General features: G+C 50.2%; 8 protein-coding genes. 6 read left to right on the top strand and 2 right to left on the bottom strand.

Annotated elements, in window-relative coordinates; genetic code table 11:
• Positions 1–359 precede the first annotated feature (359 nt).
• From addB to QVE09_RS13460, 6 genes are all read left to right on the top strand, one after another.
• Positions 360–3,863 carry a helicase-exonuclease AddAB subunit AddB gene (gene addB, locus QVE09_RS13485; protein ID WP_315937166.1) on the top strand — a complete coding sequence of 1,168 codons (3,504 nt, stop codon included), beginning with the start codon at positions 360–362 and terminating at the stop codon, positions 3,861–3,863.
• Positions 3,860–8,290: a helicase-exonuclease AddAB subunit AddA gene (addA, locus tag QVE09_RS13480; RefSeq protein ID WP_315937165.1), complete on the top strand. Its 4,431-nt coding sequence runs from the start codon at positions 3,860–3,862 to the stop codon at positions 8,288–8,290. The genes addB and addA overlap by 4 nt, the downstream gene beginning before the upstream one ends.
• Positions 8,291–8,349: 59 nt before the next feature.
• Entirely contained in the window at positions 8,350–9,534 is a 1,185-nt protein-coding gene (locus QVE09_RS13475; protein WP_315937164.1) for an exonuclease SbcCD subunit D, read from the top strand.
• Positions 9,531–12,950: an AAA family ATPase gene (locus tag QVE09_RS13470; RefSeq protein WP_315937163.1), complete on the top strand. Its 3,420-nt coding sequence runs from the start codon at positions 9,531–9,533 to the stop codon at positions 12,948–12,950. The genes QVE09_RS13475 and QVE09_RS13470 overlap by 4 nt, the downstream gene beginning before the upstream one ends.
• Before the next feature lie 553 nt (positions 12,951–13,503).
• On the top strand, positions 13,504–13,809 hold the full coding sequence (locus QVE09_RS13465) for a hypothetical protein (protein WP_211175679.1): 306 nt from the start codon (positions 13,504–13,506) through the stop codon (positions 13,807–13,809).
• Positions 13,810–14,102: 293 nt separating this feature from the next.
• Positions 14,103–14,240 (top strand): hypothetical protein, encoded by a 138-nt coding sequence (locus QVE09_RS13460; RefSeq protein ID WP_315937162.1) that lies wholly within the window; start codon positions 14,103–14,105, stop codon positions 14,238–14,240.
• Positions 14,241–14,580: 340 nt separating this feature from the next.
• Here QVE09_RS13460 and QVE09_RS13455 read toward each other — a convergent pair whose 3' ends face one another.
• Together QVE09_RS13455 and QVE09_RS13450 are read right to left on the bottom strand one after the other, a co-directional pair.
• Positions 14,581–15,714, bottom strand: coding sequence for a bifunctional cystathionine gamma-lyase/homocysteine desulfhydrase (locus QVE09_RS13455; protein ID WP_315937161.1), 1,134 nt, complete (start codon positions 15,712–15,714; stop codon positions 14,581–14,583).
• Position 15,715: 1 nt separating this feature from the next.
• Positions 15,716–16,666: a PLP-dependent cysteine synthase family protein gene (locus QVE09_RS13450; protein WP_397387035.1), complete on the bottom strand. Its 951-nt coding sequence runs from the start codon at positions 16,664–16,666 to the stop codon at positions 15,716–15,718.
• Positions 16,667–16,735: the final 69 nt, after the last annotated feature.

The raw sequence follows: 16,735 nt of genomic DNA, 5'->3' as shown, positions 1-16,735 counted from the left end.
AGAAATAACCTGAAGAAGTGGAGCTAAAAGCTCTCTGAAGGAAAGCTGCTTCGGAAGCATCATCATCGCCTTTATTCTCGGATTTTTTCACTTTTAAAATTGAATCAAAAAAATCTGGGAATAACAGCGATCGAAGGGTTGTTCTGTCATCGGAGTGGCAAGTGTAAATTATCTTTAATTTAATCTATAGATCAAGTCAAAAGTCCACAGCCTGATAGCTGTGGGCTTTTTGCTGTTTTGCTGTGTTAACGGAGATGATCTCCGGTTTTACCGGATAGTGGCAAACGTATGTTCCGAACCAAGTCAGATATGTTATACTGGGAATTAAAATCTTGTACGTGTGGTTTGGAGGATTAGACATGTCCGTTCGTTTTGTTATTGGCCGGGCAGGCAGCGGTAAAAGCTCGCTGATTACCCGGGAAATTACAACCCTGCTTCAAAAGGAGCCGCAAGGTAAACCTTTAATTTTACTCGTTCCCGAACAGAGTTCCTTTCGAACAGAGCAGGCATTGGTGTCTTCTGGAGCAATTAAAGGTACCATGCGTGCAGAAGTGCTCGGCTTTCGCCGTTTAGCCTATCGTGTAATGCAGGAGGCAGGCGGTTCTGCTCGTATTCCAATCGGAGCCGAAGGCAAAAAGATGCTGCTCTACAAAGTCATCCAGCGCCGTAAAGAAGAATTGAAGCTGTTTGGTGCATCCGGCAGCCAGCTGGGTTTTATAGGCGAATTAAATGATTTATATAGTGAATTTAAACGTTATGAAGTTGATCCATCTTTGCTGGAAGAAGGGCTGTCTGGAGGGAATACCTCATCCACTTCGCCAATTCTGGAGGACAAGTTGCATGACTTGAATCTGATATATCGTGACTATGAACAGGAACTGACCAATTTATATATTGATGATGAAGATACGTTGACCGAGCTGACAGATCGTTTGTCGGAAAGTGCATTGCTGCAGGATGCCCAGATCTGGATTGATGGTTTTCAGGGATTCACGCCACAGGAGATGAGTGTGATTGGTCGGCTGATGTTGCAGTCCTCTTCCGTGACGATTGCACTGACATTGGATCGTCCTTATGATCATGGCGCACTGCCTGGAGAACTGGAACTATTCTATCCTACGGCAAGTGCCTATGCGCGTCTGAAAGGAATGGCTGACGAACTGGGTGTACCGAGCGATATAACCGTGCTAGATTCGGAGATTCCACCGAGATACAAGGATCGTCCGGGACTTGCTCATCTGGAGGCTGGTTTCGACCGCCGAATTCGGTGGAAAAGTGATGGCCGTGATTCCGGAATCCGACTGGTTGCAGCGGAGAACCGTCGAGCTGAGATGGAGGGAGCACTGCGTGAGATGCGGCGCCTGGCGCAAAACGAAGGTGCGCGTTATCGGGATATGGCGGTACTTGTTCGTCAGTTGGATACCTACGCTGATATAGCTGAACCGTTATTCAGGGATTATGACGTACCCGTCTTTCTGGACCGCAGAAGAAATGAACTTCATCATCCATTATCCGAGTTTATCCGTTCCGCACTTGATATTGTTCGGCGCCACTGGCGTTACGAGGATGTATTTCGCTGTGTCAAAACGGATCTGTTGCTTCCGCGTGATGGTTCCATCACCCGTGAAGATATGGACCAGCTTGAGAATTATGTACTGGCCTGTGGTATTCATGGATATCGCTGGACTGACGGCAAACCGTGGAAGTATGTTCCTAGCTTATCACTGGAAGATAACGGTCAGGATGGCCGTAGTCGAGGACGGGACCAGATGCTTTCTTTAATGGAGAACTGCCGAACGGTCATTACAGATTCCTTGGGTGTTTTTGAGAAACGGATGAAAAAGGCAAAGACAGCCAAAGCTCAATGCGAGGCATTATACAGACTGCTGGAAGATGCCGAAATCCCCTGGAAGTTGGAACACATGTCTGCTGAAGCTAAGGCTCAGGGTGACCCCGAACGGTCGAGAGAACATCGGCAGATGTGGGGAGCTGTCCTGGATTTATTGGATCAGATGGTAGATATGATGGGGAATGAACGGCTGGATATCACGCTGTTTGCCGGGATGATTGAGACCGGATTGACCGAACTGAAACTGGGTCTGGTACCACCAGCACTGGATCAGGTATTGGTTGGTTCGATGGACCGTACACGTCTCCAGGACATCAAATATGTATTTATCCTTGGTGCAGTTGATGGTGAGTTGCCCGCCGTACCTCAGGATGATGGTGTATTAACAGAGCTGGAAAGATCGTTGCTGACAGAAAGAGGCGTGGCGCTTGGACCAGGTGCAACGAGGCAAATGCTGGACGAACGTTTTCTGATCTACACGGCACTTACAGCGGCAAGCAGCCAGTTATGGCTGAGTTACCCGGTTGCTGATGATGAGGGGAAAACACTGCTTCCTTCCGAGATTGTCCGCCATGTACGGAAAATGTTTGGTCTGCAAGAACAGCCATTGCTCGCTCAACCGCCGGTTGCGAACTCGGAAGAAGCGCATTGGTCCTATGTCACCCACCCAGGACAGAGTCTGTCTACGCTCATTGGACAATTGCGCAAATGGCGCCGCGGAGAAGACATCCCTGAAATGTGGTGGGCGGTCTACAATTGGCATGTATCTCGGGAGACAAGCAGACCTCAGCTGGAGCGGTTGATGGGATCGATCTTTTATCGTAATCGGGCATTGCCACTACGGACAGCCACAAGTCGCAGACTGTATGGCACAGAGGTAAGGACGAGTGTTTCGCGTATGGAGCGGTTCGTTGCTTGTCCGTTCTCCCATTTTGCTTCACACGGGCTGCGCCTCAAAGAACGGCAATTGTACCGCCTGCAGGCTCCTGATATCGGACAACTGTTTCATGCAGCACTAAGCCAGCTGGCTATGCGGTTGCGTGAAGAAAATCGTAGTTGGGGCAGCTTGACCCCAGACCAATGCCGCCAGGAAGCCGAGCAGACCGTGGAGCAGATTGCACCACAGCTGCAAGGGGAAATTTTGCTAAGCACCAAGCGATACGGTTATATTTTCCGCAAATTGAAGGACATTGTTAGTCGTGCATCCGTTATTCTTGGTGAACAGTCCAGACGTGGAAGTTTTGAACCAATTGGGTTGGAGCTTGATTTTGGACCGGATAAACCGCTCCCCCCTCTCCGTTTTGAACTGGAGAACGGCTGTGTGATGGAAATTGTGGGTCGTATTGACCGTGTAGATGTCGCAGAAGGAGAGAATGGTCTGCTCCTGCGTGTCATTGACTATAAATCAAGTCAGACGGACCTCAAGCTTCATGAAGTGTACTATGGTCTGTCGTTGCAGATGCTCACCTATCTGGAGGTGCTGCTTAGTGCTGCCGAGGAATGGCTTGGGGAAACGGCGATGCCGGGAGGAACGTTGTATTTCCATGTGCATAACCCGCTGTTGCAATCTGCAAACGGGATGACATCGGAACAGGCCGGACAAGAACTGCTGAAACGGTTCAAAATGAAAGGTTTGCTGCTGGCGGATCGGGACGCAATCGCTCAAATGGACAACACCCTGGATAAGGGGTATTCAGCTATTATTCCAGTTGCCCTTAAGGCGGACGGAAGCTTTTATAGCAGTGCCGCTGTAGCCACACCAGAGCAATGGGATACGCTGCTTGCTTCGGTTCGCAGTAATATCCGCGAGATTGGAACCCGAATTACGGATGGGGATGTAGCCATCGAGCCTTATCGTATTCAGCAGGAAGTGGCGTGCACATTCTGTCCGTATAAGCCTGTATGTCAGTTTGATGAGAATATAGAAGGAAATGAATACAAACTGTTGTCCAAACCGGGCAAACAGCAAATCTGGGATATGTTATCTCACACCAAGGGAGGGGAAACATCATGACGAATATGCCAAAACCGGAGGGTAGCTTCTGGAGTGATGACCAGTGGAGTGCCATCTCGGAAAGCGGAGAAGACATCCTTGTTGCCGCAGCGGCGGGATCAGGCAAGACAGCCGTACTGGTTGAACGAATTATTCGCAAGATCGCAGATCCCTCCCAAGGATACAGTGTGGATCGTTTGCTTGTAGCTACATTTACCAAAGCCGCCGCCGCCGAGATGAAACAACGGATTCGGGAAGCGTTGGAACGTGCGCTTGAAGAACAGCCTGGAGAAGAGCATCTGCGTAAGCAGCTGTCGTTGCTTGGACGGGCATCTATTACAACGCTACATTCATTCTGTATGGAAGTCATTCGCCGTTACTATCAGCAAATTCCGTTGAACCCGGCTTTCCGTATCCTGAATGAAAACGAAGCGGAAATCATGCGCCAGGAACTACTCGAAGAACTATTTGAGGAAAAGTATGGCGAAGAAGATGAAGGTAGTACATTCCGCGAATTGGTGGACTGGTTCAGTGGAGAACGAAATGATGATGCCATGCATCGACTGGTGCAACGATTATATGATTTCTCCCGCAGTCATTCCTGGCCGGATCATTGGCTCTCCGAGATGGCATCCGCTTTTCAGGTGGAAAGTGTAGAGGCGCTTGGACATTCAGCATGGGTTCAGAGTATTTTGCGTGATGCGGCTCTTGCTTTAAGTGGTGCGGCAGGACTGCTTCGTCAAGGCATCCATATTTCCATGCAGCCTGAAGGTCCGGCACCTTATGCAGATACGTTAAAAGAAGACCTGGTGATGGTAGAAGAGCTATTGTCTGCGGTCCAGGTTATGCCATGGGAGAGGTTGCCTGAAGTGTTTCAACCCGCTGCATTTGGCAAACTGAAACCCTGCAAAAAAGATCAGACGGACCCGGCTTTACAGGATCAGGTGAAGGAACTTCGGGAGGCTGCGAAAAAGGCAGTTACCGACCTGAAAGGCTCACTTTTCGGAAGAACTGCGTTTTCGTTCTGGCAGGAGCTGGAGCAGGCGGCACCACTCATGCAGGAGTTGTCAAGGTTGGTTAGTACATTTGGAGAACGTTATCGACAGGCCAAACAGGAACGTGGGCAAGTTGACTTCAGTGATCTGGAGCATTATTGCCTTCACATTTTGCGACATGAGGATTCAACGCCTGAACTGTCAATGCCTTCTGATGCGGCTATGGAGTACCGTTCGCGATTTGATGAAGTGTTGCTTGATGAATATCAGGACACCAATACAGTTCAGGAAGATATCGTGAGACTGATCTCCAGAGAAAACCCGGGTAACCGATTCATGGTAGGTGATGTCAAACAGAGTATCTACCGTTTCCGGTTGGCTGAGCCAGGTCTGTTTATGAACAAGTATCGTCAATATGGAGCGAGCACACGTGAGGACGGAATGGTGGGAAATCATCTGAGTCGTACAGGTCAACGTATTGATCTTGCGCGGAATTTCCGCAGTCGAGCAGAAGTTGTGCATTCGGTCAATATGATATTCCGGCAACTCATGAACGAAGGTGTGGCAGAGATTGCTTACGATGAACGAGCTCAACTGGCATACGGGGCTACGTTCCCGTCAGAAACGCTTGGTGATGAGGCTTATACACCTGAAATCATGCTGATCGATCGTCAGGGTGGTGGTCCTGATCTGACAGAGAGTACGGATGAGAATGGGGATGCATCGGTCTCCGCAGAACTGGAGAGTGCCGAACTTGAGACGGCCCAGTTGGAAGCACGGGCGATCGCAAGGCGTATTCGTGAGATGGTTGGGGATACAGACAAACCTGCCCTCCATGTATATGACAAAGCCCTGCAAACGATGCGCCCGGCACGTTACGGTGACATGGTCATTTTGCTGCGTTCAACCTTGATGTGGGCCCCGCTCATGATTGAGGAATTCAGACAGCAGGGAATTCCTGCTGGAGGAGAACAGAGCAAGGGTTATTTTCAGGCTACAGAAGTGGAAATCATGATGTCTCTGCTTCAGCTTGTTGATAATCCAAGACAGGATATTCCGCTCGCTTCCGTGCTTCGTTCCCCGATTGTCGGACTGGATGAAGAGGAACTGGCACAGATTCGGCTTGGTGACAAAAGACAGTCATTCTATGATGCGGTTATATCGGCTGCTGGAGAGTGGAGCGATTCCTCCACTAATGCTGTACAACAATCCCGGCAGGATAATCATCCTGATACCAATATCGTCCAGTTGCAGTGGCCGGAAGCCTGGTCAGAGATGGAACAGGGACAGCGGGAGACAGCAGCTTCAGTCGAGGCAGAAATCCTGGATGATGTCTATGAATCCGATGTGCCTACATTGCATACAGATGGAATGCAAGATGCTGGTGTTGCGGGACATGCAAGTGAGGATTTGGGCATAACGGAGATCTCAGGCTCGGAGTTACAGCAAAAGTTAATTCGCTTTATGCGTCAATTGGAGCAGTGGAGACTTGAGGCAAGACAAGGCAGTTTAAGTGAACTGATCTGGCGTATGTATCGGGAAACCGGGTATTTAGACTGGGTTGGTGGTCTTCCCGGAGGACTGCAACGTCAAAGTAATCTTAAGGCATTGTATGATCGCGCACGACAATATGAGGAATCAACTGCAAATCGCGGTTTGTTCCGTTTCCTGACCTATGTCTCAAGATTGCGGGAAAACGGGGGAGACCTCGGGACTGTAGCAGGTAGTTCTGGTGAGCAGGACAACGCCGTACGGATCATGACGATTCACCGGAGTAAGGGTTTGGAGTTTCCGATTGTCTTTGTCGGTGGCATATCCAAGATGTTTAATCAGCAGGATCTGAACGCACCGTTTTTAATGCATAAGGAACTGGGATTTGGCCCGAGGTTTGTGGATCGTGAGAACCGGGTTGCCTATCCTACACTAGCCAATCTGGCGATTCGTCGTCGTGCGCAATTTGAACTGCTTGCTGAAGAGATGCGTGTGCTGTATGTTGCGTTGACCCGTCCCAAAGAGAAAATGGTTTTGCTAGGTACTGTAAAAGATGCCTCGAAAAAAGCGCTGGCGTGGTCTCAGGTCAAAGATAGCCCTGAATTGGCATTGCCAGACTATTTGCTGGCTGCTGGACGGAGTTACCTGGACTGGATTGGACCATCCCTGATGAGACATCCAGATGCGGCTGTTCTGCGTGAACTTGCTGGAAGCAATGATTCGTTCTCAGCCTGTCTTGCAGATGATCAATCACGCTGGGCGATTTCTATTATTTCCGCCGATCAGGTATCCCGTGATCATGTAGTGGATCAGACACACGGAGAAGAAGACGTGATGACTGAGGTACGGAAAGAACGAATTGCTGCACTACAAGCGGTTCAGCCTGTGAAGTTGGTTCCATCCTCAACAGTAGAAGAGTTGACGAAGAGTGCACAAGATACGGCTAACCAAAACATTGAAGATGCAGGTACAGATACAGTAGCCCTTCAAGAAGAAGAGACACGGCTGATTCGCGAAGTTGATCAACGGCTTTCGTGGACATATCCCTATGAAGCAGCAACTCAGGTGGCAGCCAGTACATCTGTCACGGAGTTGAAAACGTTACTTGCGATGCAGGATATCCACTCGGTAGAGGTCATGGAGGAACTGGGAGAGCAGTCCGCGGCGGCATTATTGGATTACAACACGCCAGGAATCAATCACACCAAAGATGAAGCAAGCCATGTACTACGTGGCATATCCAGTGAATTGAACGAGCATGAGACTGGATCAGGGTTAGATTCAAACGGTAAAGTGAACGTTCAGGATGCGGGATCTGCGGGTACGTCTTTCAAAATGCATCTGCGTCGTCCCAAATTTATGGGAGAGAAACAACTGACAGGAGCAGAACGGGGGAACGTGTATCATACGTTGATGCAGCATCTTCCTATAGATGGAACAGCCATTAATTCACAACTTATTGAGCAGACCATTCAGCGATTGGTGGAGCTCCAAATTTTGCTGTCCCATCACGCGGAGGTTATCGAACCGGAAGAGCTGGTCGGATTTTTCGATACAGAACCAGGGAAAGAGCTGTTGCGTGCAGCTTGGGTGAAACGGGAGATTCCGTTTGTGTATGGACTTCCAGCACATCAGTCCCCTGCGGAGTGGTTACATGAACGGGCAGCGAACTCAGATATGCTTAAGATAAATGAAGATAGCAAACTGCAAGCATCAATTGAAGATGAAACCGTGCTTGTACAGGGGATTATCGATTGTCTGTATGAGGTGGACGGTGAGCTTGTCTTGCTTGATTACAAGACGGATCGGGTGTTGGAGCATCGTGGTGGTTTGGATGAACTCACCAAAAATTATAGCTTCCAGCTGGATCTGTATGGACGGGCTATCGAAGATATATTAGGTCGGAAAGTTGACCGGAAATGGCTGTACTTTTTTGATGGTGGACATGCAGTGAAATTGTAAAAGAACTGGATCGGAATTTAAAACTATGGATTTCATATGGGAGAGGGGTGGAACGGACGATGCGTATTTTGCATACAGGGGACTGGCATTTGGGAAAAACGTTGGAAGGACGAAGCCGACTGCGTGAACAGGAAGATTTCGTTGATGAACTCGTCAGGGTGGCTGATGAGCAGCAGGCGGATGCCATATTGATGGCCGGAGATGTGTATGATTCGGTGAATCCTCCCGCAGCGGCGGAACAGCTTTTTTATGAAGCAGCAGCGCGTCTGACGGAGCATGGAAGACCTCTTGTGGTGATTGCAGGGAATCATGATCAGCCAGAGCGTGTAGCTTCTGTAACGCCACTTGTGAACAGACAGGGCATTACACTCGTAGGGATGCCTACTTCAGAAGCGGTGACCATCTATGCAAAGCGAACCGGAGAGACTGGACAGATTGCGGCATTACCTTATCCTTCTGAAGCCAGATTGAATGAATTGCTGACAACGGATGGGGACGAAAATGTACTTCGTCAGGCATACAGTCAACGGGTGGGGATGTTAATGCAGCGGTTGGCAGCTTCTTTTCGCCCGGATACCGTGAACTTGGCCATGAGCCATATCTATGTGCTCGGCGGACTTGAGAGTGATTCGGAACGTCCGATTCAGATCGGTGGGGCTTACACGGTGGACCCTTCGTCTTTATCGATTGGTGCGCAATACACGGCGCTCGGACATCTTCATCGTGCACAGGCTGTCAAAGGAGACGGTGTGATTCGATATAGCGGTTCTCCCCTGGCCTACAGCTTTTCCGAAGCGGGGCAGAGTAAGTCTGTCACGATGGTTGATCTGGCACCGGGTGGAGCAGCACAGGTGGAGGAAGTTTTGTTAACGTCCGGGCGTCCGCTTGTTCGTTGGCAGGCGCGTGGTGGTCTGGCTGAGGTATATCGCTGGCTGGACGAGGGACGTGATCCGCAGGCTTTTATCGACATGGAAGTGTGGCTGGACGAGGCGATGTCTCTGAAGGAGATTCAGCAGCTGCGAAAATCACATGAAGGTATCATCCATATTCGCCCGGTGTATCCCGAGATGGCTGCAGCAGGACTTTTGGAGCAACGATCCGAGTTACCTGTACATGAACTGTTCCGTAAGTTCTATCAGCGTCAGACCGGTGGCGCACAACCGGAAGACAGTCTGGTACAGCTTTTCCTGGAACTTGTCGATGAAGATGAGCCGGGTGTGCGTGAGGAGGTTGAGGAAAGATGAAGCCGATTCTATTAAAAGTTGCCGGACTGCAAAGTTATCGGGAGATGCAGGAGATTGATTTTACCGTGCTGACAGAGACGGGGCTATTCGGTATTTTCGGTCCAACGGGTAGTGGTAAATCTTCCTTGCTCGATGCCATCACACTCGCCATGTACGGAAAAGTGGAACGCGCTGTGAACGGGACGCAAGGCATTATGAATCATGCAGAGGATTCGTTGTCGGTTGCTTTTACATTTGAACTGATGTCGGCGGAAGGCACTCGAAGGTTCCGGGTAGAACGACGTTTCAAACGAAATAATGAAGTGTCGGTGAGTAACACGATCAGCAAATTCATAGAGACGGTGAATGGCGAAGAACAGGTACTTGCCGACAAATTGGCAGATGTTAATCGCTGCGTTGAAGATGTGATCGGTTTGAAGATGGATGATTTTACACGGGCAGTGGTGCTTCCGCAAGGAAAGTTTGCCGAGTTTTTGTCACTCAAAGGCAGTGAACGTCGCCAGATGCTGCAACGATTATTCCATCTGGAGAAGTATGGGGACCAGTTGGCCATCAAATTAAGTCGGCGGGTCAAGGATAATGATATGGTTCACCAATCTCTTGCTGCGGAACAACAGGGACTGGGCAATGCCAGCAAGGAGACGCTGGAAGAAACGAAACGTCTTCTTCAAGCCGCTGTTCAGCAGTCTGAATTGTCCCGCAAAGCGCTGGATGAAGCTGCTAAGGAAGCTGAACAACTGGGTAAAATCCGTGAGTTAAGTAACGAACGGCAGGCCCGTACAGATGAACAGCAGAAGCTGAAAGCTCTGGAACCACAGGTAGAGGCAGACGAACAACGGCTGAAACAATCTGTTGCGGCAGATGCAATACTTCCTGCTTTGCAGACGGTTCGAGATGCTATGGCTTCACAGAAGCAACGGCAGGCTGCGGCAGAGACAGCTCATCAGCAAGCGTTGGAACATGAGCGTCTGGCTGTTCAGGAAGCGGAGAAGGCTGAGACGGCACGCAAGCAAATGACTGAGGAAGAACCGAAACTTTTGCTGCGACTGGAGCAACTCGAACAAGCAAAAGAGCTGCAACGGGAACGGGACGGGCTTCAGGCCGATTGCTCGCGCCTCGCGCAGCTTCTGGAACAGGGGCAGGGCGAACAGACTGCGTTGGGACAGCAACTTGAGAAAGAAAAGGAGCTGCAGCAGCGTGGGCGCAAACGGCGTGAGGAACTACAGGAGAGCCTCAAGCCAAATGAAGTGAAGTCAGAGGAACGCAGGCAACTTCAGGCTGCGCTTGAACTGAAACATCGTGTGGATACTGCTGCGGAGCAATTGCAGCAAAACAAAGCTGACATGCAAGCCTATAAGCAGTCGGCAGAACAGGGAGCCGGCAAGCTGAAGACGGCGGCTGAGGAAGAAAAACGCCTGAGTGATCAGCGTCAGCATCTGGTAGAACAGGCGTCAGCAGGTCTTGAGGCCTTGCTTGCCTGTGAGCAGGATATTAGCCGCGAACAGAGCCTGCTGGCCCTTGCGGAGGAACAGCTGCGTGGCACGATGCGGGAGCAGGAGCTGCACCGGCTGTCCTCCGCCTTGCGCGCCGAGCTGCGTGACGGCGAGCCATGCCCGGTGTGCGGCTCGCCGCATCACCCGCTCCCGGCTGCGCCGCCGGGAGAAGGTCCGCACGCAGCCGATGCGGACCTGGAACTGCTGCGCAGCCTGCACGCGGAGCTGCAGGAGCTGCGCTTTGGGCTGCGCCAGCAGCTGCACGAACGTGGCAGCCTGCTGACGCAGCTTGGCGCTGCGGCCGGCGAAGCTCCGGCTGCAGCCGAGGCCGCGCCTGCGGCAGCGGAGCCCGAGCCCGCCGGGGCGCCCGAACACGGGCGCTCCCCGGCAGGCTGGGCATCGCGTGCCGCTACGCTGCGCGAAGCCGCGCAGGCGCTGGCTGGCGCAGCAGCGCCGCTCCAGGCCGAAGCCGCCGCGTTGCAGCAGGCGGCTGTGGGCGCGCAGCAGCGCCGCATGGAAGCGGCAGCTGCGCAGGAGGCCGGCCGTGCCGGGCTCGCCCAGGCGGAGCGCAAGCTGGCCGAGAGCGAGGCTGCAGCGACTGCCTTGCAGGGCCGCTGGGCCACGGAACTGCCGGGCATCGCTCAGGAGGAGGCCAAGGCCCTCTATCAGACGATGCAGGAGCGCGATGCGCGCGCCGAAGACATCAAGGAACGTCTGAACAAAAGCGTAACGTTCCTTGAGGAAAAAGATCAGATCATCCAATCTCTCCAGCAGAAGCTGGTAGAATTGGACAAACAACTGATCCAGTGGCAAACGCAGTGGCAGGGCAATAGCAAACAGCTGGCCGAGAAGGAGGAACGCTTGCGCCAGTGGGTCGGGGAGCAGCGGGTAGAAGATCTGATTGCTGCGGCTCAGGCTCGTCTGGATGGACTGCGGAAAGCAGCTGCGGACTCGGCACAGCGCTTCAAAGAAGCGGACACGCTGAAACAGGAGTCAGCCAAGAAAGACGTCATGGCTCAGCAGGCAGCTGTCTCGGCCGCAGAACATTTGCAACAGGCACAGGAACGCTGGCGGCAATTGCTGGAACTATCCCCGTTTGACTCGGATGATGCTGTTGTATCCGCGGCGATTCCTTCCCAGGAAGCGGAACGACTGGCAGGGGAGATTCAGCAGCACCGTGAACGTGAGCGTGAACTGGCATCCCAATTGCGTGAACTGGAACAAAAGCTGGGTGGTGCTGTCGTATCTGAGGAACAGTGGTTAGCCTGCACCGAACGTTTGCAGCAGGTCCGAATTGAGGACGAGGCTGCCCTTCGTGCCAAAGCACGCGCAGAACGTGATCTGGAGGATGTGGAGCAGCGACATGTTCGCTGGACCGAACTGGAGAACAAGCGGGTGGAGGTAAGCCGTCAAGGCGAACTGCTCAGCAAACTGCAAACAGCGTTCAGAGGCAATGCTTTTGTCGAGTATATTGCCGAAGAACAACTGATGCAGGTTAGTCATGCGGCATCTCAGCGTCTGCGTTTCTTGACCAAACAGCGTTATTCACTGGAGGTGGATTCCGGTGGCGGTTTTGTGATTTGTGATGATGCCAACGGGGGAGTCAAACGACCGGTATCAACGTTGTCAGGTGGCGAGACGTTTTTGACTTCGTTGTCACTGGCCTTGGCACTGTCAGCCCAGATTCAACTGCGAGGTCAGTACCCACTTCAATTCTTCTTCCTGGATGAAGGGTTTGGTACACTTGACCCTGAGCTGTTGGATACCGTCATTACGTCTCTGGAAAAATTGCATGACGACCGTTTGGCTGTCGGTGTAATCAGTCACGTGCCTGAACTGCGCGCACGCTTGCCGCGCAAGCTTGTGGTGATCCCGGCAGGTGAGGCTGGAAACGGCTCACGTGTGGTCTTGGAGACCCTATAGAGGGAAACGTGTATGATGTATATCCGCTTATAATCCGGGCTTGGACCAGAATGCTGAAAATATAGTGCGGATGTTTGTCTGTTTGAAGACGCGATCTGTTACCGCTTGAACGGCAGGACGTGGAGAAAAGAGGGAAGCATTACACTTCTCTCTACCCAAGTCCCAGCAATATAAATGATATAAGCTCTTTTAGTCCCAGTAACTGAATATTACCGAATATGATTATTGTAAAAATATTTCTTTTCTTGCTTTTATAACATAGCGGAGTGAGTTACATCACAGATACAGGTTCATCCCGCTGTTATACTACAGTTAAGCCGACAAACTTTATTTAAGTACCCCGGCGGACATCTGATCAGGACGTTTCCTGAATAGATGTCCGCGCAGCAGACTTCCAAGGAAGCCGCTCACGGGGTGCTTCTTTTTTTGTGTTTTCCCGTCGGTAGTGTCAATTCGCCCAGTTCTGAATACCATGAAAAGGTGATCAAGAGCAGAATCAGGGAGGCGTTGGCAAGTGGAAAAGGTGGAAGCGAAGAAATTATGCAAGGAACACATGCACCGTTATGTATGTGTACAGATGAATGACGGTATGCACTACGATGGCATTATGGAAAATGTGGATGACGAAATGATCTACCTGGCTGTTCCCGTTGGACCGGAAGCCATGGTGAATCATGCGAATTGGGCTCCAAATGCAATGCCGGGAGCGAACTATCCGATAGGTCATACTCGCGGATTTTATCCAGGATACGGGTACCCTACTCCTTATCCGTATTATGGTTATGGACGTAGACGTTTTAACCGACTGGTGCTCCCGTTATTTGCGCTTACAGCGTTAACCCTTTTACCGTACTATTGAAATTAGAAAAAACAGTCATAACTGCAAGTGACACATTCTTATGTACCCTATGGGCATCCTATGAAAATCTTGAAAATAACAAGCTGAGGATGGATGTTTTATTCAAGGTACCGTACATCATGAATAGGGAAGTCTTATCACATACGGAGTCTCAGCCTGATGTATCGCGACAGTCGTTGCAATACAACGGGCAACATACCGAACTTCCAAAAGGTCATGCCTGTGCAGAAGCGAACTTCTGTAAGGCATGATCTTTTTTTGAACCTAATTAGTGTAAGGTCGATGATGAACGGATGGCACATAGCGTGTATTTAAACCTGCTGAAAACAGAAGCTGGTCTGAACGTGTCCACAGCAGACGAGTACTGCATCCTGAATATGCGAGAACGTGCCTATGTGCGAGCAAACGATCAGGACACCGAAAATCTTTAATTCTCTATTGATAAAAAGCTTCACTTCGGGTGGGATCGATGCTGTCCTCTTGCCCGCGATTAGAAGAGCAGAGCATGATGTGAGCGCTGACGAATCTCAGGCATCTTATTCAAGGTTTTGAAGCGCCCGCAAAATTTTAAGGAATCAGATACACGTTATAACCGAATAAAGAGCCGCTTTCAGCATTTTTTTGAGGTTATTTCGGGAAATAACGTGCCTGCTGTTTCTTATAATTTCAAATGAGAGCCTGAACATCAAATAAGACGTCCTGTGTTCCTTAGAAAATCGTCAACTCCCCATTCACAAGTATCAGCCAGCGTGGACTTTATTCAAAATGTCCTTAACTTAATGCAGATTTCAAATCTTCAAGTAAATCTTCAACATCCTCGATCCCAACGGAGATCCGAATCAAACCATCCGTGATCCCCAATTCTTGCCGACGTTCATAAGGAATGGAGGCATGCGTCATTCGGGCAGGTACAGAGATTAAACTTTCCACCGCGCCAAGACTTTCAGCCAATGTGAAATAACGGACTTTGCTTAACACCTCACCTACTTTCTCGGCACTTCCTACATCAAAGGAAACCATACCGCCATATCCTCTCGCTTGCATGGAAGCGAGCTTGTGCTGCGGATGGTCGGGCAGTCCGGGATAATAAACTTTGCTCACTGTTGGATGATGATTCAGAAATGTCACAAGTTGCTCTGTATTGCGTTCTTGCGCTTCCATCCGCAATCCCAATGTTTTAATACCTCGCATTAACAGCCAGGAATCCATAGGTCCCAGGACTGCGCCGATTGCATTTTGAATAAAATGCAGATCTTCACCAAGTTGCTCGCTGTTGACAACCGCAAGTCCTGCCACGACATCACTATGACCACCGATATATTTCGTTGCAGAATGCAGTACAATATCTGCCCCCAGAGCCAGCGGGGTTTGCCAATAAGGCGTACTAAACGTGTTATCCACGATGAATAGTAATTCATGTTGTTTCGACCATTTCGCTACAGCAGCAATATTGGTGACCTTGAGTAACGGATTGGTTGGTGTTTCTACATAAATGGCCTTTGTATTGGATTGCAAAGCCTGCTCCAGTGCTTGTAGGGAGGTGGTATCTACAAAGGTAGACTCGATCCCCAGACGATTCAGCACCTTGGTGAAAATGCGATAGGTTCCGCCGTATACATCATCCGTTAGAATGACGTGATCTCCAGTTTTCAGCAGAGACAGTACAGCGTGAATTGCAGCCATGCCCGAACTAAAAGCAAAACCTCGAACGCCATCCTCCAGCTCTTTAATGATTTCTTCCAGCGCATGACGGGTAGGGTTGCCTGTTCGTGAATACTCGTATCCTTTGTGTACGCCAACCGATTCCTGCTCATACGTGCTTACTTGATAGATCGGTACACTCACTGCCCCAGTATGTGGATCACCAACAATTCCTGCATGAATCAGCTTTGTTTTGGGTCTCATTTCACTGTCCTCCATTATAGATATTTTGGCTTAAATACCGTTCGCTGCTATCCGGGAAAATAACGACGATATTACTTCCGGGAGCTGCGTGAACGGCTTCGTTTAATGCGGCTTGCATAGCTGCACCTGAGGAACTTCCTACCAGTAAGCCTTCCAACAAGGCTAGATCCTTGACCCGCTCAAAGGCATCTTCATCTGAGATCGTATGAATGGCATCAAAATAACTCACATCCATAAAAGAAGATAACGTTTCGACCCCTATTCCTTCTGTCCGATGTGGTCCCGATGGACCTCCTGCGAGAATCGAACCTTCGGGTTCTACGATACATGTTTTAATTAACGGGTTTTGCTCCTTCAAATAGCGAGACACTCCCATGAAAGTTCCGCCAGACCCGGCTCCGGCGACATATACATCCACCTGCCCGTTCAGATCACGCCAAATCTCAGGGCCCAGATGTTCATAATGTGCGAGTGGGTTATCCGCATTGGAGAACTGACCTGGAATATACGAACCTGGTATTTCTCTCGCGAGTGATTCCGCCTTGCGGATGGCACCAGTCATTCCTTCTGATGTGGGGGTGTTCACGACCGTAGCACCTAGTGCTTTCATCAATTGCTGCTTCTCGACGCTGAACTTCTGAGGTACAGTGAAAATGACATTTAAATGCAGGCCTACAGCCGCCATTGCAAGACCAATTCCTGTATTACCTGCGGTAGCTTCAATCACCGTTCCACCTGGCTTAAGATCTCCTCGTGCCAAGGCCTGCTCCAATAAAAACTTGCCGATCCGGTCTTTCACACTTCCTCCAGGATTCATGAATTCCAGTTTGGCGAATAGACGGATTCCTTCCGGTAATGGATAACGAGTTAATTCAAGCAGAGGCGTATTACCTATAAGTTCCTGTACATGTTGATAAACGGTCAAATTAACCAATCTCCTTTTTGCGTTCATTAACTATACATATTTGTTTACTCGGGAAAAGTGCGTGATAAAACCATATTTCGTTAAAATGGTCTGTAA

Source organism: Paenibacillus sp. ClWae2A (assembly GCF_032452295.1).
Classification (GTDB): domain Bacteria; phylum Bacillota; class Bacilli; order Paenibacillales; family Paenibacillaceae; genus Paenibacillus.
Note: the sequence above shows the minus strand (reverse complement) of the source record. Positions and strands in the feature narration are given on the sequence as shown.